Origin of the sequence: Corynebacterium sp. MSK310, from assembly GCF_030227355.1 — a bacterium.
In the GTDB taxonomy this organism is placed as follows: Bacteria; Actinomycetota; Actinomycetes; order Mycobacteriales; family Mycobacteriaceae; genus Corynebacterium; species Corynebacterium rhinophilum.
Map to the genome: position 1 here is coordinate 403931 of NZ_JASPFZ010000001.1, position 19835 is coordinate 423765.

Below are 19835 nucleotides of genomic sequence, written 5' to 3' on the forward strand. Positions count from 1 at the left end.
CGTGGCATTGTGCTATCTGGTGGGCTGCTAGTTTATCGCCTTCCACGGCAGATTGGAGCCTACGGCCTCAGAAATATTGTTCAGGCCATGGGCGCGAATTTGCTTGGCGATGCCCCTGTGAATATCCCGAATCCAGTCCGGACCACCGTAGATAAGGCCGGTATAGCCCTGGAGGAGGCTGGCACCGGCGGCAATCCGCTCCCACGCTTGCTCCGGGGTGGTAATCCCGCCGACGGAAATCAGAACAAGCTGCGAGCCCACGCGCGCGTTAAGTCGGCGGAGCACCTCTAAGGAGCGCTCGGCTACGGGTGGGCCGGAAATTCCACCGGCGCCAAGGGCTTCTACCTCCGCGCGGGGAGTATTCAGTCCCTCGCGGGAGATGGTGGTATTGGTGGCGACGATGCCGGCAAGGCCCAGTTCCACGGCGAGATCGGCGACGGCATCGACATCGGCATCCGATAGGTCCGGCGCGATTTTGACCATGACGGGAACATCGGTGGATTCTTGCACGGCGCGCAGGATGGGGCGAAGCGATTCGACCGCCTGCAGGTCCCGCAGCCCGGGAGTATTGGGGGAGGAGACATTGACCACCAGGTAGTTCGCCAGACCGCCTAAAACGGAAGCGGAGCGGCGGTAATCATCCACGGCGCGTTCTGCCGGTGTGATCTTGGTTTTGCCGATATTAATACCGATGACGTCGTTGTACCGGCGCTTGCGCAGGTTTTCTGCTACGGCGGCAGCGCCCTCATTATTAAAACCCATCCGGTTTAAGATGGCGGAATCTTGTTTGAGGCGGAAGAGGCGGGGAGTCGGGTTGCCCGGCTGCGCCTGCGCCGTGACGGTGCCCAGTTCGGCGTAGCCGAAACCAAGCGGCGACCAGGCATCGGCGGCAGCGGCGTTTTTATCAAACCCAGCCGCCAGGCCAAGCGGGCGTGGGAAGGTGATCCCGCATACTTCCTGTGTCAAGACCGGATCGTTGACCGGCAGGATGCGGCCAAGCGCGCGATTGGCAGGCCCTGCCGCGTGCAGACCGTGGAGGCCAGAGTTGATAATGCCGTGGATGCGCTCGGGGCTTAAGCGAAACATCCCGCGCAGCGCCAGCTGATAGGCGCCTTTGCGCAGCGAATCGAAGGTCGAAACCATGGATTAAGACTCCTTTGCCTTTGTCAGGTGTGGATCCGCCACGAACTGCAGCCCCTGGCCGGATGCGGAGGCAACCACGATGGTGCCATTGGAAAGAGCGGAAATATTTTGGGCATCGGCAAGCGTGGCAATCTCGCCGCGGGATTCGGGAACGCCCTTGTCAATGGAATAGGCGTGTGCGATGTTGTTATCGGTGGTGGTGACCCATGCGAGCTCGCGCGAGTCATCCCAGGCCACCGCCCACGGGGTACCGTCGACCACGCCGTATTGGTGCAGGCGGACGACGTCATCGGAAGTATAGACTGCGATCCGGCCGCCCTCGGTATCGGAGGCGAGCACGACGCCGTTATTACCCACCGCGATTTGGCCGACACCCTGGCCAGCGCGCAACCGGCCGCCGGCGCGGTCATTGGGCCAATCGATATTCTGGATCGTGGAATCCGAACGCTGAATGCGCACAATCCCGTCATCGCCATCCGCATTGGGAACGGCGAGCATCTGGTCCGAGCCGGCCTCGACGGAGATTTCACCGTCCCGCGTGTCATCCTTGTACCGGCCGACCACAGCGGAGTCGCTCGCGGTGACAAAGACTTCGCCGGTGGAAAGTTGGGTCGCGGCGGTGACCTGGAAGTCCTCCTCCATCTTGATTTCTTCCGGTGAATCCGGCGCAGAAGGATCGATAAGCAGGACCTTATTCGGGCAAGCCAAGACGAATCCAGATTCGGAGGAGCTCAAATCGCCGCAGGTGGAATCGACATCGATGCTCTTGGCCTTCTTGGCGGCAAAGTCATCCTGGCTGCCAATGCGCACCTGGTCCGCGGTGCGAACGGCAATCGTATCTTTGACCGCGGCCAGATCCGTGATGTCTTCATCGAAGTCGATGACCGTACCGGCAGGATCGGTGTCGCTCGGAGAAGCGGCCGGGGTGGCGTTGCCCTTTACCGCGGTTTCGGGATCACCGCCTACGCCCACGCTGGAATCGCAGGCGGCCAGCGCAGCAGTGGAGAGTGCTAGCAAGCTGGATAGTACGAGTGTGGAGCGGGATCGTGATTTCACGGATACTTATCCTAACAGCGCGCGTTGTGATTTCCCGAAGCCGTGCGCGACGGTAGTGTATGGCGGGTGATTTCTGATACCGCGACCGAAGCAGTTTCTTGGGCACAAGTTATCGTCTTATCCATTGTGCAGGGCCTTACGGAGTTTCTCCCAGTAAGCTCCTCGGGGCACCTGCGCATTGTTTCTGAGCTCTTTTGGGGCAACGACGCCGGCGCTTCTTTTACCGCCGTTATCCAGCTCGGCACCGAGCTTGCCGTGCTGGTCTATTTCGCCCCGATGATCTGGCAAATCCTATCCGGGTGGTTCCGCGGGTGGACCAATCCCGCCTCGCACGGGCAGGACTGGCGCATGGGCTGGATGGTCATCGTCGGATCCATTCCCATCGGCGTCATCGGTTTGGTCTTTGAAGACGCCATTCGTGGGGCGCTGCGCAACCTGTGGATCACCGCCACGATGCTGATCGTCTTCTCCTTCGTCTTCATCGCCGCAGAGCGCGTCGGCTCCAAAAAGCGCGGTTTTGAGGAGCTGACGATGAAAGATGCCATCATCATGGGTCTGTGCCAGTGCTTGGCGTTGATTCCTGGCGTGTCACGTTCGGGCGGCACCATTTCCGGTGGTCTTTTCTTGGGGCTCGATCGCGAGGTGGCCACGCGCTTTAGCTTCCTCTTGGCCATTCCGGCAGTACTGGCGTCGGGGCTTTTTTCGCTTCCTGATGCCTTCGCACCCGAGGCCGGCCAAGCCGCTTCCGGTATGCAGCTGCTCGTCGGTACCGGCATCGCCTTTGCCTTGGGCTACGCCTCGATCGCGTGGTTGCTGAACTTCGTAGGCAACCACTCCTTTGCGTGGTTCGCGGCCTACCGCATCCCAGTAGGCATTATCGTGATGATTCTGCTGGCCTTGGGAGTCCTACAGCCCATTTAAATCCACCCATAAAGAAGCGTTAGTATAGGTGCCATGCATTCTTGGCCAACACCTTCTTTTAGCCCCGTCCCAGGCGATGCGGCACAGCTCTATCTCTACGATTCCGCGAATCAAACCAAGGCCCCCGTGCAGGTAAAGGGGGATACCGCCACCATGTACGTGTGCGGCATTACCCCGTATGATTCGACCCACTTGGGTCACGCAGCCACCTATCTCACTTTTGACCTGATTTACCGGCAGTTCTTGGATGCAGGCAAGAAGGTTTATTACGCGCAAAATATCACCGACGTCGATGACCCACTCTTTGAGCGCGCGGAGCGCGACGGCGTTGATTGGCGCGAACTCGGCACCTCCCAGATTGACCTTTTCCGCTCCGATATGGCGCTTTTATCGGTCATTCCGCCGCAGCACTTCATTGGTGCCATGGAAGCAGTCGATGAGATAGTGGACATGGTGCAAAAACTATTGGATAACGGCGCCGCCTACGTGGTCGATGACCCTGAGTACCCGGATGTATATGCCTCCATCGATGCCACCGAGGAATTTGGTTATGAATCCAACTACTCGATGGAACAGATGCAGGAATTTTTTGCCGAGCGCGGCGGGGACCCCGATCGTCCAGGCAAGAAGCACCCCATGGATGCCCTGATTTGGCGTGCCCACCGCGAAGGTGAGCCGGCGTGGGAGTCTCCCTTCGGTCCAGGCCGCCCCGGCTGGCACATCGAGTGCTCTGCCATTGCCACCAACTACTTGGGCAGCACCTTTGATATCCAAGGCGGCGGCAGCGATCTGAAGTTCCCGCACCACGAATTTTCCGCCGCGCATGCAGAGGCCGCCTTGGGCGTAGACCGCATGGCGCAGTTCTACGTCCACACCGGAATGATCGGCCTCGACGGCGTGAAAATGTCTAAGTCCCTGGGCAACCTGGTCTTCGTCCACAAGCTCGTGGAACAGGGCGAGGACCCCTCCGCCATCCGCCTCGGCGTATTCTCCGGCCACTACCGCGCCGAGCGGGATTGGTCCGATGAGGTGCTCGACCAAGCCAAGACCCGCCTGGCCACCTGGCGGACCGCCCTGGAGGCCCCTGGGTCCCTGTCGGCTGCGGAGGATGCGGTAGCGGGGCTTCGCCAAGCGCTTGCCGATGACCTCGATACCCCCGCCGCGCTGCGCGCCATCGACAATTGGGCAGGCAGTGACCGTGGCGAGGACGAGGAAGGGGCTGCGCAGTTGGTGCGTACCGCACTTGATTCGCTGCTCGGCGTGCGGGCTTAGCCAACTTAGGGCAATATCGACAGCATGAGCATTCGCGCAGATTTCCAACCCACCGTTGATGAGTTCATTGCTGATCTGAAGTCCTTTGCTACCGGCAATTACCTCAAGGACGAGGAAAAAGAGTTCTGGGAGGCGCCGTTTGATGCGGCGGTGCTCCCAGAACTTAAAGGCCATCTCGAGCAGATGTTGGATGGGCTGGACGGTTTGCCAGATGATCCTGATGGCGGCCAGCTCGCCGCGGTATTGAATAAGACCGTGCAAAAAATCGCTACCTTTAATCGCAAACAGCACGATGCCGTGGTGGAGCCGGAGGAAAAGGAAGAAATCGCCGAGCTTATGTACAACGCTTCTGCGGCTACCGGTGCCGATGATGAGGCACTCTCACAGATCCCCGAGTTGGACTTCTAAAAACCTTTACGGCTGCAGCCTACTGTGGGTAAATTTCTACGGTGACGTTGATTGATCACCGCGCAGCGCGAATATTTCCTCCCCGTTGGGCCGTAGTTCTATGCCGGAAAAGCCGGTGGAGTGTGTATGACCACAGAAAGTGATTCCCAGCCTTTGTCCCGTCCCGCGGCGATTTTCTGGGATATGGATGGCACCTTGACCAACTCAGAGCCCTTGTGGGGTGAGGCGACGTACTATCTTTCGGAAGTGCTGGGCAAGCGCCTGACACCCAGGCAACGCATGGATACGGTCGGGGCTACCTTTCCTACGACGCTGCGCATTTGCGCTGCCAATGCGGGAGTTTCCTTGGGCGAAGGCGACGTCGAAGCCTACCGGCGCAAGATGTTTGATTATATGAAGACTCTTTTTGCGGGCCGCCTAGAAATCTTTCCCGGAATCCCGGAGCTTTTAACCTCGCTGCACCGAGACGGCATGCCGATGATGGTCACGACGAATACGGATCGTGACGTCGCGGACGCAGCCATCGCGGTAATAGGCCGGGAGTATTTCGTGGACACTATTTGCGGTGATGAAGTCCCCACCGGCAAGCCCGCTCCGGACATGTACTTGGAAGCGGCTCGGCGCCTTCAACTTGATCCGGCTCAGTGCCTCGTATTCGAAGACTCTCCGGCCGGTATGCGCGCGGCCGTTGCCGCGGGGTGCACCGTTATCGGTTTGCCCGAGGATGAAGGCGTGGAAGTACCGGAGGGGGTAGTGGAGATCTCCCGGCTGCGCGATTCTCGCCACCTTGCGGGCGCACGCCATGTAGATGTCTATGAATGGTTCCGGGCTATCCAGGAAATGAAATAAAACCCTTCGCATTGACCGCTTACCTGTGGAACAATAGGTAGCTGTGAAGGATTTTGAGACACTTTTTGCTGAGCTACTGAACAAAGCAGACCAGAAGCCCGAGGGCTCTGGGACCGTCCAGGCGTTGGAAGAAGGCGCCCATCATATTGGCAAAAAGATCATCGAAGAGGCAGGCGAAGTATGGATCGCCGCCGAATACCAGTCCGACGAGGAACTGGCGGAAGAAATGTCGCAGCTTATCTATTGGACGCAGGTCATGATGATTAAGCGCGGCCTGCGGCCTGAAGATATTTATAAATACCTATAACTTGTTGCCCACCTGCGGTGGAGCAGACTTCCTGGAGAACAGCATGATCAAAATTGCAGTACCAAATAAAGGTTCCCTATCAGAAGCGGCTTTAGAAATCCTTGGTGAGGCCGGATACAAGGGACGCGGTCACTCCAAAACCCTAAATGTGGTGGATCTAGACAATGGGGTGGAATTTTTCTTCCTCCGCCCGAAGGATATCGCAATCTATGTCGCCCGCGGCGTGCTCGACCTCGGGATCACAGGGCGCGATTTGGCGATCGATTCCAACGCCCAATTTAAAGAAGTCCTCTCACTTGGCTTCGGTGACTCAACATTCCGCTACGCCGCACCCCAAGGAGAAGGGTGGGATATCTCTCATCTTGAGGGCAAGCGCGTAGCAACGTCGTACCCGAATTTGGTCCGACAGGACTTGGCGGAGAAGGGGATTTCCGCCGATGTGATCCGTCTCGATGGCGCGGTGGAAATATCCATCCACTTAGGTGTGGCCGATGCCATTGCCGATGTCGTGTCAACTGGTACTACGCTGCGACAGCAGGGTTTGGCACCCTTTGGTGAGCCCATCGTCAGCTCGGAAGCTGTCGTCATTAAACGCCACGATGCAGAGGTGACGCCGGAAGAGCAGGTTGTCTTGGGCCGCATCCAAGGTATTTTGCACGCCCGCACCTACCTCATGATCGATTACAACATCGCGGAAGCAAATCTGGACAAAGCAGCTGGTGTTACTCCGGGCCTGACTGGGCCGACGGTTTCACCGTTGGCGCGACAGGACTGGGTGGCGGTTCGTGCGATGGTTCCGCAAAAGGAAGCCAACCAGATTATGGATCGACTTTCCCAACTCGGTGCGGAGGCAATTTTGGCTTCCGATCTCCGTATTGCCCGCTTTTAGGGGGAGTATTAAATTCTTGGTCGTCCCAACTGGGGCGAAACGTGGCTACCATTGGCGCTTGAGATTATTCACTCGGACATCATTCTCGACAGGCAAAGGAGCCGCGCCATCATGGCAAAGTCGTCTAAGAAAGAAGAAAAAGACACTAAGTCTGCCGCAAAGCAAGCGGAGGATAAGCAGGAGGATAAGACCACCCATTCTGCACAGCAAAAGGTAGCTGAGCAGAAGAAACCAAAGACGTCGAGCAAAAACACTCGTACGGAAACCGACCTGATCGGTGATTTGGAAATTCCTGCTGACGCCTACTTTGGTGTCCACACCGTCCGCGCGATGGATAACTTCCAGATTTCCTACGTGACCATTAACACCATTCCGCACTTCATCCGCGGCATGGTGAAGGTCAAGAAGGCCGCCGCAATGGCCAACCGACGCCTGCACGTGCTGCCAAAGAAGAAGGCAGAGGCCATCATCTGGGCTTGTGACCAGATCTTGGACGAGGGTCGCTGCATGGACCAATTCCCGCTCGATGTATTCCAGGGCGGTGCCGGCACCTCGTTGAACATGAACACCAATGAGGTCGTTGCCAACCTGGCACTTGAGCACTTGGGGGAGGAGAAGGGCTCCTACGACATCATCAACCCCAATGACGATGTCAACATGTCCCAGTCCACCAACGACGCTTACCCAACTGGCTTCCGTCTGGGCCTGTACGCTGCCATCGATGACCTCATCGTGCGCATCGACAGCCTGCGTTCCGCATTCCAGGACAAGGGCAATGAGTTCCAAGACATCCTGAAGATGGGCCGCACCCAGCTGCAGGATGCCGTCCCCATGACTTTGGGCGATGAATTCAAGGGCTTTGCTAATAACCTGAACGAGGAGCAGGCCGTTCTGCGCGACGCACAGAGCCGCTTGCTGCAGATCAACCTCGGTGCAACCGCCATCGGCACCGGTGTTAACACTCCAGCCGGCTACCGTCACCAGGTAACCGCCGCCCTGTCTGAGGTCACTGGTCTGGAGATGAAGACTGCAAGCGACCTTATCGAGGCCACCTCTGACTGCGGTGCCTACGTCTTCTTGCACTCTGCCATCAAGCGCGCTGCCATGAAGCTCTCCAAGATCTGTAATGACTTGCGCCTGCTTTCCTCTGGCCCGCGCGCTGGCCTAGGCGAGATCAACCTGCCCGCCCGCCAGGCAGGTTCCTCCATCATGCCGGGTAAGGTCAACCCGGTTATCCCAGAGGTTGTCAACCAGACCTGCTTCAAGATCTTCGGCAATGACCACGTTGTGACCATGGCTGCAGAGGCAGGCCAGCTGCAGCTCAACGTGATGGAGCCGGTCATCGGTGAGGCACTGTTCCAGTCCATCCGCATCATGGGCAACGCGGTCGACGCGCTGCGTGAGAAGTGCGTCACCGGTATTACTGCCAACGCTGATGTGTGCCGCCAGTACGTGGAGAACTCCATCGGTATCGTTACCTACTTGAACCCATTTATTGGCCACCACAACGGTGATGAGGTTGCAAAGGAATCCCTCAAGACCGGCAAGGGCGTCAAGGAACTCGTGCTGGAGAAGGGTTTACTTGATGAAGCAACGCTGAACAAGGTCCTGTCGGTTGAAAACCTGATGCACCCAGAATTTCGCGGTCAGCTTTTCCTCGATGACAACTAAGTAAAGTTCGCGATCCGTAGTGCCGCATGAGGTGGGCGATGCCCATCCTCATGGAGGCGCCCACCATTCCGCACACACCGTGTTTACTTTTCCGTGGAAAGCGGAAAAGTATTCCATGGTGTGTGCGGTCTCTTACGTGAATGCCTGACTGGTGTCTCACGGTTCCATAGTGCAGTGGCATGGAAATATACCGAACGGTTTATAACGCGAGGTAGAACACATGTGGGAAGCAGCACAAACGGGCGGAATATGTAAATAAAGCAACATATTCAGGGCAAAATAGAAGTGTAAGGGTGGTCCACGACCGGCAGGCTAAGGCGGGTCCACCACGTGTAGTTGAGAACGTGTGGAGCGTATCCATGGTTATTATTCATATTGTCATCGTTCTCGCGGCCATTATCCTGGGTGCGAGAATTGGGTCCATAGGCATCGGCATGGCCGGCGGCCTAGGCGTTCTCCTTTTGGGCGTTACGGGAGTTCCCGTAACCAGGGAAGACATTCCGTTCGACGTCATCGCCATTATTATGACGGTGATTGCGGCCATCGCCGCCATGCAAAAGGCCGGCGGCATGGACTATTTGGTTCACGTGGCCGAGAAGTTCCTGCGCAAAAACCCCAAAAAGATTACGTTTTACGCACCCATTGTGACCTGGTTGATGACGGTCTTGGCCGGTACCGGGCACACGTCCTTTTCCACGTTGCCGGTCATCGTAGAGGTAGCCAAGGAAGGCAAGGTTCGCCCGTCGCGCCCGCTATCTATCGCGGTTGTCGCTGCGCAGATGGGTATCTGTGCCTCGCCGATTTCTGCTGCAGTTGTCATCCTGGCTGGTCTACTTGAGCCCATGGGGGTGGGGTACCTCCAGGTGCTCGGTGTGTTGATTCCAGCTACCTTCCTGTCCATCTTCCCGGCAGCTTGGCTTGCCAATAAGTTTGGCAAGGAACTAGAAGATGATCCTGTGTACCAAGAGCGCAAGGCCCAAGGCCTAGTCAAAGAACCGATTGGTGCTAGTAAATATGAGCCAAAGGAAGGCGCTAAGTCTTCCGTAGTCATCTTTCTCATCGCCATCGTCGTCGTCATGGCGTGGGCTACCATTTCTTCCGAACAAGTTGGCCTGATTACGGATCCCACGTTGCCGCGCAATGAGGCAATCATGACCGTCATGCTCTCGGCCGCGACGATCATCGTCTTGAAAACCAAGATTCCGACCGGCGACGTGCTCAATACTCCGGTATTTAAATCGGGTATGTCCGCCTGCATCTGTGTGCTGGGTGTTGCGTGGTTGGGAACCACCTTGATCAACCACTACTTGGACGATATTCAAGCGCTGGCCGGCGACGTCATCGAAGCTTCGCCATGGTTGCTGGCAGTGGTGCTCTTCTTCGCCGCAGCCCTGCTGTACTCGCAGGCTGCTACCACTAAGGCGCTCATGCCCGCCGCATTGGCGCTAGGTGTTAACCCGGTTACCGCCGTGGCCGCATTCCCAGCAGTATCTGCTCTGTTCATCCTGCCGACGTACCCAACGTTGCTGGCAGCTGTCGAAATGGATGATACGGGCACGACCAAGATCGGCAAGGCCGTATTCAACCACCCATTCCTTATCCCCGGCGTGGTCAGCATCGTCGGTTCCGTGCTCCTTGGCTACGCACTCGGTGCGGTAATCATTTAGCGAGTCTTCGAACTCGAGGTCCTTGTGGCGTCTTCTCCGCGGAGAGGGCGCCACTTTTATGTGGAATCTTCACCAAAAGAAATGTTCTGCCTCACAGTTTATACCCCCATGCGACTTGGCTAATGTCAGAAATCGGTAGGGTAGGTGCCATGACTACGCAGCCATCCGATGTTGAAATCGCTCAAGCCCATAACCTACAGCCGATTGCGGAAATCGCAGACAAAGCAGGAATCCCAGAAGATGCAGTAATTCCTTTTGGTTCCACAAAAGCCAAGGTGGATATCACTAAGGTGGACTACGCCAAGGATAAGCGCGGCAAGCTCGTGTTGGTGACAGGAGTGTCCCCAACACCTGCCGGGGAAGGAAAATCTACGGTCCTCATCGGCTTGACCGATGCGCTGGATCAGATCGGGAAGAAGGCCATCGTGGCCCTCCGTGAGCCATCCCAAGGCCCGGTAATGGGTATCAAGGGTGGTGCCGCGGGCGGTGGCTACGCCCAGATTGTGCCGATGGAGGATATCAACCTGCACTTCACCGGTGACTTCCACGCCATTGCCGCGGCTACGAATACGCTTGCGGCCATCATCGACAATCACATTCACCAGGGCAACCAGCTGGGCATCGACCCGCGCCGCGTGACGTGGCAGCGCTGCGTCGACGTGAACGACCGCGCATTGCGCAATGTGGTGACCGGCCTCGGCGGATCGGCACACGGCGTGCCGGCAGAAACGGGCTTTACCATTACGGCGGCCTCCGAGATCATGGCGATTTTGTGTTTGGCTACGAGCCTCGAAGACCTCAAGCAGCGGCTCGGCGATATTACCGTCGGGTTCACCTATGACCAGCGGCCGGTGGCCGCGCGCGAGCTCGATGCGGAAGGCGCGCTGACCGCGCTGATGCGCGATGCCTTGAACCCGAACCTCGTGCAAACTCTCGGCGGGGTGCCCGCACTCGTGCACGGTGGCCCCTTCGCCAATATCGCGCACGGCTGCAGCTCCTTGCTGGCGACGCAGACTGCCCTGCAGTTCGGCGATATCGTGCTGTCTGAGGCCGGCTTCGGCGCGGATCTCGGCGGCGAGAAGTTTATGGATATCAAGTCCCGGTTTGGTGACCTAGACGTGGCTGGCGCAGTGGTCGTGGCGACGATCCGCTCGCAGAAGTACAACGGGGGCGTTGCCAAGGATAAGCTCACCGAGGAAAATGTTGAGGCTCTGCAGAAGGGCATCGTCAACCTTGAGCGCCACGTAGAAAACCTGCGCAAGTTTGGGATCAAGCCCGTCGTCGCGCTAAACCTCTTCTGGTCCGATACCGAAGCGGAGCGCCAGTTCATGCGCGATTGGGCCAACGACTTCGGCGTGGCCTTGGAAGAGGCCAACGTCTGGGCCGAAGGCGGCGCGGGAGCGACGAAGCTGGCCGAGACCTTGCTGGAGAACCTCGAGGGCGGCGCGCAGCAGCTCTATGATCCTGAAGAAGGCATCGAGGCCTCCATCGAGACCATCGCCCGCGAGATCTACCGCGCGGACCGCGTGGAATACGGCTCAAAGGCTGTGAAGGACTTGCAATACATCAAGGACAATGGCTGGGATAAATTACCCGTGGTCATTTCCAAGACGCAGTATTCCTTCTCGGATGAAGCAACCGCATTGGGCGCTCCGGAAGGCCACACGCTGCACGTGCGCGAGCTACTGCCGCGCACCGGTTCGGGGTTTATCGTGGTGCTTACCGGCAACGTGATGACCATGCCGGGCCTGCCCAAGAAGCCGGCGGCCAATAATATCGACGTCGCCGCCGATGGCACGGTATCCGGACTGTTCTAAAAGGAGTTAATCCGCCGCGGAGCCCGGCCAACCCGGGTACTCCGGCGGCGTGCCGCCAAATTCGGGGCAGATCGCCTGATGCGCGCACCAATTACAGAGCTTGGAGCGTTTCGGGCGAAAATCCCCGGCGCGCCCATCGGCCTCAATCTTGGCCCACAGCTGGCCTAGATCGCGCTCGAAGTATTCGAGTTCCTCCTGGTTAGGGGCTAAAAACATCGAATCCAGCACCTTTAGATACATCAGCCGTAGCTGGTGGGGGATTGTTCCCAACAGGCGCCAATACACTAGGGCATAAAACCGCATCTGGAATTGGGCGCTGTGGGAAAAGCGCGGTGCTGGTTTCTTGCCCGTTTTATAATCCACGACGCGCACCTCGCCGGTGGGGGCGCGGTCCACGCGGTCAATAAACCCGCGCACGGGCACGCCGTTGGGAAGAACCGTATTGACATACATCTCGGTTTCTTGGCAGTCGAAGCCCTGCGGGTTTTCCATCTGGAAATAGCCTTTGAGCAGCTCGCGGGCGGCGACGAAGAAATCATACGTCTCGTCATCGGGCACGAGCTCGAGCAATTCAGCGTCCTGTTCTGTCATCGCGGCCCAGCTTGGCTTAATCATCTTTACTGCGGCTGGGTAAGTGCGCTCTTCGCGCGGGAGTTTATGCGTTTCTTCTAGGACCGCGTGGACCAGGGTTCCCTTAACTTGGGCGATGGTCTTGGGTTCGGGAATCTTGTCGATGGCCCGGAAACGGTAGAGCAGAGGGCACTGCTGGTAGTCGGAGGCGCGCGAGGGCGACAGGGCAAGAGGGCGGGGAGTAGATGAAGTAGCCATGGTGTACCTAGCCTATCGCCGATAGTTTCGTGGCAAGCTAGAAGGTATGAGTTATACCGATAAGTTCCTTGATTTCTTGGCGGCTTCGCCGTCGTCGTACCACGCCGCGCATGAGGTAGCGCGCCAGCTGCAAGAATCTGGTTTCCAGGTCCAGGATGAGCGTGAGGACTGGTCGGCGGCACCGGGCGGGCACGTGATGGTCCGCGGCGGTGCAGTTGCCGCGTGGTACGTGCCGGAAGGCGCCGATAAGAATACCGGTTTCCGCGTTATCGGTTCGCATACTGATTCGCCGGGGCTGGCGCTTAAGCCCACGCCCGATTTTTCTGCTGCAGGCTGGCAGCAGGTCGCGGTAGAAATCTACGGCGGCGCCTTGCTGCACACGTGGTTTGACCGCGAACTTAACGTCGCCGGCCAAGTTGTGACCACGGATGGGCACCAGCACCTCGTGAATACGGGCCCAGTTCTGCGCCTTCCTTCGTTAGCTATCCACCTGTACCGCAAGGATGAGTTCAAACCGGACCGGCAAAAGCACATGCAGCCGGTGCTGACGGTGGGCGATGAAGATGCGTCGATCCTGCAGGTGGTGGGGGAGCAGGCGGGCATTGCCAAGCAGGATATCGCGTCCTTCAACCTGATTACGGCCGATGCCGCCCGAGGCGCGGTCTTTGGCGCGGGCGAAAAGTTTATCGCGGCTGGCCGCATGGATAACTTGTCTTCGGTGCATGCCTCGCTGGAGGCTATGCAGAGCGCTGCGCAGGACTATGACGGCTCCGATATTTTGGTTATGATGGCCTTTGACCACGAGGAAGTGGGATCGAGCTCCCGCTATGGTGCCGCCGGGCCCATCCTGCAGGACGTGTTGACCCGCACTGCCCGCGCGCTGGGGGCCAATGAGGAAGAGCGATTCCAGATGTTCGCCCGCTCAAGCTGCGTGTCTGCCGATGCCGCGCACTCGGTGCACCCCAATTACACGGATAAGCACGATCCCACCCACCAGCCGATCATTGGGCAGGGCCCAGTGACCAAGATCAATGGCAACCAGCGCTATGCCTCCGATGCGCAGACGATCGCGTTGTGGGAGACCGCGTGTGCCACGGCTGGGGTTCCGGTGCAGCGTTTCGTGGGCAATAACGATGTGCCGTGCGGATCGACCATCGGCCCCATTACCGCAACGCGATTGGGCATCGACACCGTCGATGTGGGCGTGCCGATGCTATCGATGCACTCCGCGCGCGAGATGGTGGGCGAGCAGGACCAAGTATGGCTCTCGCGGGCACTTGAGGCATACTTGAAGGGTTAGTTTCCCACAACCTCGAGGAGTTTTGCGGCATGGCTTATTCTGGCCCCTTTTCCTATGGCGACCGCGTGCAGCTGACGGACGCCAAGCGTCGCCACTACACGGTCATTTTGAAAGAAGGAGGCCAGTTTCATTCCCATAAAGGCATAATCAACCACGATGACATCGTGGGAATGGATGAAGGTTCCGTCATCGAGTCCACCTTGGGCTCGTCCTTCCTGCTCTTCCGCCACCTCATGGTGGATCACGTCCTCTCGATGCCGCGCGGCGCCGCCGTCATCTACCCCAAGGACGCCGCACAGATTTTGGTCGAGGGCGATATTTTCATGGGCGCCCGCGTGCTTGAGGCTGGTGCGGGCTCCGGTGCCTTGTCGATGTCCCTCCTGCGCGCCGTGGGCCCCGAAGGCCACGTCTATTCCTACGAAATCCGTGAGGATCACTTGGAGTATGCGGTCGATAATGTCGAGGAATACTTTGGCAGCCACCCCGAGTGGTGGTCGCCGCGCCTAGGCGATCTTGGCGATGTCACCGCTGACGATCTCGGTGGCCCCGTTGACCGCATCATCTTGGACATGCTGGAACCCTGGGAGAACTTGGAGACCGTACGCGATCTGTTGATCCCTGGCGGCGTGTTCATGACCTATGTGGCAACGGTCCCGCAGCTGATGAAGGTCATGGAGGGCATCCGCGAGCTGCAATGCTTTACCGAGCCGAAGGCGTGGGAATCCCTGGTGCGTGAGTGGAAAGTAGAAGGCCTAGCCACCCGCCCGGAGCACCGCATGAACGCGCACACCGCATTCCTTATTTGGACCAGGCGGCTTGCCGATGGCGTCACCCCGCCGCGCCCCCAGCGCCGCGCCCGCAAATAAGGTGCACAGTTTTAAGTACACGGATGTAATTAATTACTAAAGTGGCCTCGCTCATACCTTTTCGCGCGTTAAAGTGGTGTGCATGGATGAAGCCACGGATAATAAGCGGCAACTCAGCCAGCTTGCTGCGCGCAATCAAAAGCTGGTGGAGCTATTACAGAAATCGCGCGCCGAGCTTGAGCAGTTATTTGCTGAGGTCAATGCACTTGCAGAGCCTGCCTCTACCTATGGCGTCTTTTTGGCCTACTCGCCGCACCAAAGCGAGGTAGGCACCACGGCGGAGGTGTATACCAACGGCCGCGTCATGCAGCTCAAGGTCTCTCCCAACGTGGAGCCGGGAAGCCTGCAGGTGGGCCAACAGGTGCGGTTGGGAGATGGCTTCGTGGTCGTTGAAGGCTGCGCCCCCACGAGCACCGGCGAGCTTGCCACCGTGGTCGAGCGCTTGGACCAGCGCCGGGCAGTCGTGGCTAATTCCGCGGGGGATAACCGCGTCGTTCTCCTCGCACAAGCGCTGCAAGAAAGCGTGCGCGCGGGCGAGGTCGTGCTGTTAGACACCAAAGCCTCCGTGGCCGTGGAAAAGGTGGATCAAGCAGAGGTATCCCAGCTCTCGCTGGAGGAAGTGCCAGATGTGCGCTACGAGGATATCGGCGGCCTAGACGAGCAAATTTCGCAGATCCGTGATTCCGTCGAGCTGCCCTTTATCCACCCAGAGCTCTACAGGGAATATGGCCTGCAACCACCCAAGGGCGTATTGCTTTATGGCCCACCCGGCTGCGGAAAGACGCTCATTGCTAAAGCAGTGGCGAACTCTTTGTCTACCCAAATGGGGGGAGACGGATCCAGCTACTTCCTCAATGTTAAGGGCCCAGAGCTGCTGAATAAGTACGTCGGCGAAACAGAACGCCGCATCCGGCTGATCTTTGAGCGCGCCCGCGAGCTCGCCCAGGCCAGCGCGGATCGCCCGGTGGTCATCTTCTTTGATGAGATGGAATCCATTTTCCGCACCCGCGGATCCGGGGTCTCGTCCGATATGGAAACCACCGTCGTTCCACAGCTGCTAACGGAGCTCGACGGCGTGGAGGGCCTCAGCAATGTGGTCATCATCGGCGCCACCAATAGGGAAGAGCTCATTGACCCCGCCATCATGCGCCCGGGTCGGCTGGATATGAAGGTGCGCATCAACCGCCCCACCAAGCGCGGTGCGCGGGAGATTTTCGCCCGCCACTTCGATCCGTCCATTCCACATGTGGGTGATATTGACGAGCTCATTGGCGATGCCGTGGATGAGCTGTATAGCGATAGGCCGTTTGCGCAGCTGCACTTTAGCAATGGGCAGCGCCAGGTCCTGCACTACCGGGATTTCGTCTCTGGCGCGATGATTGCCAATATTTTGGCCCGGGCTAAAAAGCTGGCCATCAAGGAAGCTTTATCGCACCACGGGGCGGAGCGCGCCGTGGAGGAAGGCACTGGGGGCGTTGAAGGGGGCATCGGCAAGCAGCACCTGCGCGCAGCCATCGCCGCTGAGCAGGAGGAATCGGAATACATGCCCACCTCAACCAACCCCGAGGAATGGAGCAAGATTGTCTCCACGGATCACAGCGGTTCGCGCGTGACCAGTGTGGAACTTTTAAGCGGAAGGAGCTGTACGTGGCCCGCGTGCTAGGAACGGAAACGGAATACGGTATTTCTACGCCGGATTCGCCGGAGGAATCCCCAATCATTACCTCGACCCATGCGGTTGTGGCCTATGCCGCGCTGTATACGGGGGCGCGTTCGCGCTGGGATTTTGCGGAGGAACACCCCTTGCGGGACTCGCGCGGTTTCGATCTCAAGCGCTACGATACGGTTCCCGTGGTAGACCCCAATGCGGTGGGGGTAGCCAATGTTGTCACCCCGAGCGGGGCGCGGTTTTATGTGGACCACGCCCACCCCGAGTATTCGGCTCCGGAGTGCACGAATGCTTGGGACACAACGCTCTATGATGCCGCCGGCGATTTCACACTGCTGCAGGCCCGGGATGCCGTCGCGGAGCTAACAGCACAGGGAAAGTCCGTCTTGGCGGACCGGCTGCCGTGCCCGCCGCTACGGTTGTATAAAAACAACGTCGATGGCAAGGGTGCCAGCTACGGTTCGCATGAAAATTATCAGTATGCCCGCAGCACCGATTTTTCGGTCATGGCCCAGGCGCTGATCCCCTTCTTCGTGGCCCGGCAGGTCGTCATTGGTGCTGGGCGCATGGGGCGCGGCGAGTTTGGGGAGGAACCGGGGTTCCAGATTTCCCAGCGCGCGGATTATATTGAGCAGGAAATTTCCCTGGAAACCACCCTCAATCGCGGCATTATCAATACCCGCGACGAGCCCCATGCCATCCATGATGATTTTGGCCGCCTGCACGTCATCATTGGCGATGCGAATATGTCGCAGACCTCGACGCTGCTGAAATTGGGCATGACCTCGCTGGTGCTCGATGCCATTGAGGCGGGCACGGACTTTAGCGATCTGCGCTTGGCCGATGCCGTCGCGGAGGTTCCCCTGGTAAGCCGCGATCTTGAATTGCGCCACCGGCTCACGCTTGCCGATGGCCGCACGCTCACCGCCCTCGAGCTGCTCAACGAATACCGCCGCCGCCTGCAGCCGGAGACCGACGCCGATCACAAGGTACTGGCTGCCTGGGACGAGGCAGTAGAGCTGCTTGCCGATGACCCCCTCAAGGCCGCCCATCTCCTGGACTGGGTGGCCAAGTACCGGTTGATCAAGAGCTACCTTGACCGTGGTATCGCCCCAGATGATCCCAAGCTGCGCCTTATCGACTTGCAATATGCGGAAATCGATCCGGAAAAGTCGCTGCACCATGCGCTGGTGCGCAAGGGCCAGATGCGTCAGCTCTTTAGCACCGAAGACCTGCACCGCGCCGCGGCCGAGCCGCCCGCTGATACGCGGGCATATTTCCGCGGGCGCATAACGCAGAAATTCGGCGAAGATATCATCGCCGCCAGCTGGCAAAGCCTCACCCTGCGCCAAGGTAACACAGGCGGGTCATCTCGAAACGGCGTCTGGGCCACCGTGGCCATGGATGATGCCCGCGGACTCACCCGCGCGGACTGCGAAGACATCATCGAGGGCGCAAACAGCGTAGAAGAGTTGCTTGAAGGCCTTGCTGCCATCGGTATCCAGCCCGAGTATCGTAAGTAATGATCACCTAATACGACGAAAGGATGACATCGTGTCCAATTCGAATCGCCAGGTCACTAGCAATAACGGGGGAAATGACCCCGAGTCAGAGGAAGAATTTACCGCAACCCAGCTCAATATCAACACCTCTGGCACCGATGACCTGCTAGATGAGATCGATGGCCTGCTAGAAAATAACGCGGAAGAATTCGTCCGCTCCTACGTCCAAAAGGGCGGACAGTAGGCGTGGAATCCACCCGTCCCGTTTTTGCTCGGCGCATCATGGGTATCGAGACCGAATATGGCCTGTCCACGGCGACGCCGAAGAGCCAGCGGGCATTAAGCCCGGATGAGGTTGCGCGCGTGCTCTTCCGGCCGATCGTCGAAAAATACGCCTCGTCCAATATCTTCGCGACCAATGCCAGCCGCCTTTACCTCGACGTCGGCTCGCACCCAGAAGTAGCTACCGCCGAGTGCGATAGCCTTAGCCAGCTCATCGCCTATGAATGCGCCGGTGACCGCGTGATGAACCGCCTCGCGCTGCAAGCGGAAGATGCGTTGGCCGCAGAAGGAAACGAGCGGCCGGTCTACCTGTTTAAGAACAACGTGGATTCCGCCGGGCACTCCTTTGGCTGCCACGAGAATTACCTCATTAGCCGGCATATGGTGCTCAAAGATCTGGGCGTAGAGCTCTTACCCTTTTTGATTACCCGCCAACTTATCTGCGGGGCGGGAATGGTCCAGCCAGCCAAGGGCGATCAACCCGCGCAATTCCTCTTATCCCAGCGCGCCGACCAGGTATGGGAGGGTGTCTCGTCTGCGACCACCCGTTCCCGGCCCATTATCAATACCCGCGATGAGCCGCACGGGGATTCCAAGCGCTTCCGCCGGATGCATATCATCGTCGGCGATTCCAATATGGCAGAGCCCACCATCGCATTGAAGGTCGGCTCCACCCTGCTCATGTTAGAGATGCTGGAGGCAGGCTTCGAGCTGCCCGAACTCGAGATCGCGGATCCCATCCACCACATTCGCACCATCGCGCGCGATGTGACAGGCTCTACACCGCTGCCGCTTGTTAGCGGGGGAACCATTACCGCCCTAGAAGTCCAGCAGCAGCTCTGTGCGCGGGCGCGCGATTGGCTCGCTCACCGCGAAGATACCGGCACGCCCACGGCGGAATTGGAGCGTGTCGTTGACCTGTGGGAGCGCATCCTGCGCGCCATCGAGACCGGAGATTTCTCCGGCGTAAACCGCGAGATTGATTGGGTCATCAAGTTCGAGCTGCTCGAGCGCTACCGCTCGCGCTTGGGCGGTGACTGGGCGCATCCGAAACTTACGCAGGTTGATATGACCTATCACGATATCCGGCCAGGGAGAGGTTTGTATGACGTGCTGCTGCGCCGCGGGATGATCGAGCGCTGGATTGAAGATGAAGACATCGAGCGTGCAGTATCGACCGCGCCGCCGACCACGCGTGCGGCCTTGCGCGGCGCGTTCCTGACTGCCGCCGAAGACTGCGGTGCGCACGTCACCGTGGATTGGACGCGGCTGAAGGTCAACCGCCCCGAACCGCGCACCGAGGAGCTGCTGGACCCTTTCGCGTCCACCGATCCGCGCATTGAAGCATTGCTAGACTATATGCACGATAATCACGCCTAAGGCGTGCA

General features: G+C 58.7%; 18 protein-coding genes. 15 read left to right on the forward strand and 3 right to left on the reverse strand.

The window, feature by feature from the left end:
- Positions 1-27 precede the first annotated feature (27 nt).
- Both QP891_RS01895 and QP891_RS01900 read right to left on the reverse strand, forming a co-directional pair.
- Positions 28-1143, reverse strand: a complete 1116-nt coding sequence (locus QP891_RS01895) for a quinone-dependent dihydroorotate dehydrogenase (protein WP_284770652.1) — start codon at positions 1141-1143, stop codon at positions 28-30.
- Positions 1144-1146: 3 nt separating this feature from the next.
- The gene (locus QP891_RS01900) at positions 1147-2199 is read right to left on the reverse strand and encodes an NHL repeat-containing protein (protein WP_284770653.1); all 1053 of its coding nucleotides are present in this window, start codon (positions 2197-2199) and stop codon (positions 1147-1149) included.
- 66 nt (positions 2200-2265) lie between these two features.
- On the opposite strand from QP891_RS01900, the gene QP891_RS01905 reads away from it, so the two are divergent.
- From QP891_RS01905 to QP891_RS01945, 9 genes are all read left to right on the forward strand, one after another.
- On the forward strand, positions 2266-3120 hold the full coding sequence (locus QP891_RS01905) for an undecaprenyl-diphosphate phosphatase (RefSeq protein ID WP_284816857.1): 855 nt from the start codon (positions 2266-2268) through the stop codon (positions 3118-3120).
- A 33-nt stretch (positions 3121-3153) separates the two neighbouring features.
- A complete protein-coding gene (gene mshC / locus QP891_RS01910) occupies positions 3154-4392 on the forward strand; it encodes a cysteine--1-D-myo-inosityl 2-amino-2-deoxy-alpha-D-glucopyranoside ligase (protein WP_284770655.1) in 1239 nt (412 codons plus the stop codon).
- Positions 4393-4416: 24 nt separating this feature from the next.
- A complete protein-coding gene (locus QP891_RS01915) occupies positions 4417-4800 on the forward strand; it encodes a hypothetical protein (protein ID WP_284770656.1) in 384 nt (127 codons plus the stop codon).
- Positions 4801-4926: 126 nt separating this feature from the next.
- Positions 4927-5649 carry an HAD family hydrolase gene (locus QP891_RS01920; protein ID WP_284770657.1) on the forward strand — a complete coding sequence of 241 codons (723 nt, stop codon included), beginning with the start codon at positions 4927-4929 and terminating at the stop codon, positions 5647-5649.
- Between the two features lie 43 nt (positions 5650-5692).
- Complete coding sequence (locus tag QP891_RS01925; protein ID WP_005279188.1) at positions 5693-5956, forward strand: phosphoribosyl-ATP diphosphatase; 264 nt, start codon at positions 5693-5695, stop codon at positions 5954-5956.
- A gap of 43 nt (positions 5957-5999) precedes the next feature.
- Entirely contained in the window at positions 6000-6845 is an 846-nt protein-coding gene (gene hisG, locus QP891_RS01930) for an ATP phosphoribosyltransferase (protein ID WP_284770658.1), read from the forward strand.
- A gap of 111 nt (positions 6846-6956) precedes the next feature.
- The gene (gene aspA / locus QP891_RS01935; protein WP_284770659.1) at positions 6957-8516 is read left to right on the forward strand and encodes an aspartate ammonia-lyase; all 1560 of its coding nucleotides are present in this window, start codon (positions 6957-6959) and stop codon (positions 8514-8516) included.
- Between the two features lie 359 nt (positions 8517-8875).
- Complete coding sequence (locus tag QP891_RS01940; protein ID WP_284770660.1) at positions 8876-10183, forward strand: anaerobic C4-dicarboxylate transporter; 1308 nt, start codon at positions 8876-8878, stop codon at positions 10181-10183.
- Positions 10184-10332: 149 nt separating this feature from the next.
- The gene (locus tag QP891_RS01945; RefSeq protein WP_284770661.1) at positions 10333-12000 is read left to right on the forward strand and encodes a formate--tetrahydrofolate ligase; all 1668 of its coding nucleotides are present in this window, start codon (positions 10333-10335) and stop codon (positions 11998-12000) included.
- A gap of 6 nt (positions 12001-12006) precedes the next feature.
- Here QP891_RS01945 and QP891_RS01950 read toward each other — a convergent pair whose 3' ends face one another.
- Entirely contained in the window at positions 12007-12828 is an 822-nt protein-coding gene (locus QP891_RS01950) for a RecB family exonuclease (RefSeq protein ID WP_284816858.1), read from the reverse strand.
- A gap of 46 nt (positions 12829-12874) precedes the next feature.
- Between QP891_RS01950 and QP891_RS01955 the strand changes: the two genes are divergently transcribed.
- The 6 genes from QP891_RS01955 (at position 12875) to pafA (ending at position 19827) form a co-directional block, all read left to right on the forward strand.
- Complete coding sequence (locus QP891_RS01955) at positions 12875-14128, forward strand: M18 family aminopeptidase (RefSeq protein ID WP_284770663.1); 1254 nt, start codon at positions 12875-12877, stop codon at positions 14126-14128.
- A gap of 29 nt (positions 14129-14157) precedes the next feature.
- A complete protein-coding gene (locus QP891_RS01960) occupies positions 14158-14994 on the forward strand; it encodes a tRNA (adenine-N1)-methyltransferase (RefSeq protein WP_284770664.1) in 837 nt (278 codons plus the stop codon).
- A gap of 82 nt (positions 14995-15076) precedes the next feature.
- Complete coding sequence (gene arc, locus QP891_RS01965) at positions 15077-16657, forward strand: proteasome ATPase (RefSeq protein ID WP_284770665.1); 1581 nt, start codon at positions 15077-15079, stop codon at positions 16655-16657.
- Positions 16642-18186 (forward strand): depupylase/deamidase Dop, encoded by a 1545-nt coding sequence (dop, locus tag QP891_RS01970; protein WP_284805820.1) that lies wholly within the window; start codon positions 16642-16644, stop codon positions 18184-18186. The genes arc and dop overlap by 16 nt, the downstream gene beginning before the upstream one ends.
- A gap of 31 nt (positions 18187-18217) precedes the next feature.
- Positions 18218-18409, forward strand: coding sequence for a ubiquitin-like protein Pup (locus QP891_RS01975; RefSeq protein WP_284637330.1), 192 nt, complete (start codon positions 18218-18220; stop codon positions 18407-18409).
- Between the two features lie 38 nt (positions 18410-18447).
- Positions 18448-19827 carry a Pup--protein ligase gene (gene pafA, locus QP891_RS01980; protein WP_284770719.1) on the forward strand — a complete coding sequence of 460 codons (1380 nt, stop codon included), beginning with the start codon at positions 18448-18450 and terminating at the stop codon, positions 19825-19827.
- Positions 19828-19835 lie beyond the last annotated feature (8 nt).

What these genes read in the sequence shown, in the direction of transcription:
- QP891_RS01895 (WP_284770652.1), bottom strand. Translation starts at nt 1,143, where the DNA reads ATGGTTTCGACCTTCGATTCGCTGCGCAAAGGCGCCTATCAGCTGGCG.
- mshC (WP_284770655.1), top strand. Translation starts at nt 3,154, where the DNA reads ATGCATTCTTGGCCAACACCTTCTTTTAGCCCCGTCCCAGGCGATGCG.
- QP891_RS01915 (WP_284770656.1), top strand. Translation starts at nt 4,417, where the DNA reads ATGAGCATTCGCGCAGATTTCCAACCCACCGTTGATGAGTTCATTGCT.
- QP891_RS01920 (WP_284770657.1), top strand. Translation starts at nt 4,927, where the DNA reads ATGACCACAGAAAGTGATTCCCAGCCTTTGTCCCGTCCCGCGGCGATT.
- hisG (WP_284770658.1), top strand. Translation starts at nt 6,000, where the DNA reads ATGATCAAAATTGCAGTACCAAATAAAGGTTCCCTATCAGAAGCGGCT.
- aspA (WP_284770659.1), top strand. Translation starts at nt 6,957, where the DNA reads ATGGCAAAGTCGTCTAAGAAAGAAGAAAAAGACACTAAGTCTGCCGCA.
- QP891_RS01940 (WP_284770660.1), top strand. Translation starts at nt 8,876, where the DNA reads ATGGTTATTATTCATATTGTCATCGTTCTCGCGGCCATTATCCTGGGT.
- QP891_RS01945 (WP_284770661.1), top strand. Translation starts at nt 10,333, where the DNA reads ATGACTACGCAGCCATCCGATGTTGAAATCGCTCAAGCCCATAACCTA.
- QP891_RS01950 (WP_284816858.1), bottom strand. Translation starts at nt 12,828, where the DNA reads ATGGCTACTTCATCTACTCCCCGCCCTCTTGCCCTGTCGCCCTCGCGC.
- QP891_RS01955 (WP_284770663.1), top strand. Translation starts at nt 12,875, where the DNA reads ATGAGTTATACCGATAAGTTCCTTGATTTCTTGGCGGCTTCGCCGTCG.
- QP891_RS01960 (WP_284770664.1), top strand. Translation starts at nt 14,158, where the DNA reads ATGGCTTATTCTGGCCCCTTTTCCTATGGCGACCGCGTGCAGCTGACG.
- arc (WP_284770665.1), top strand. Translation starts at nt 15,077, where the DNA reads ATGGATGAAGCCACGGATAATAAGCGGCAACTCAGCCAGCTTGCTGCG.
- pafA (WP_284770719.1), top strand. Translation starts at nt 18,448, where the DNA reads ATGGGTATCGAGACCGAATATGGCCTGTCCACGGCGACGCCGAAGAGC.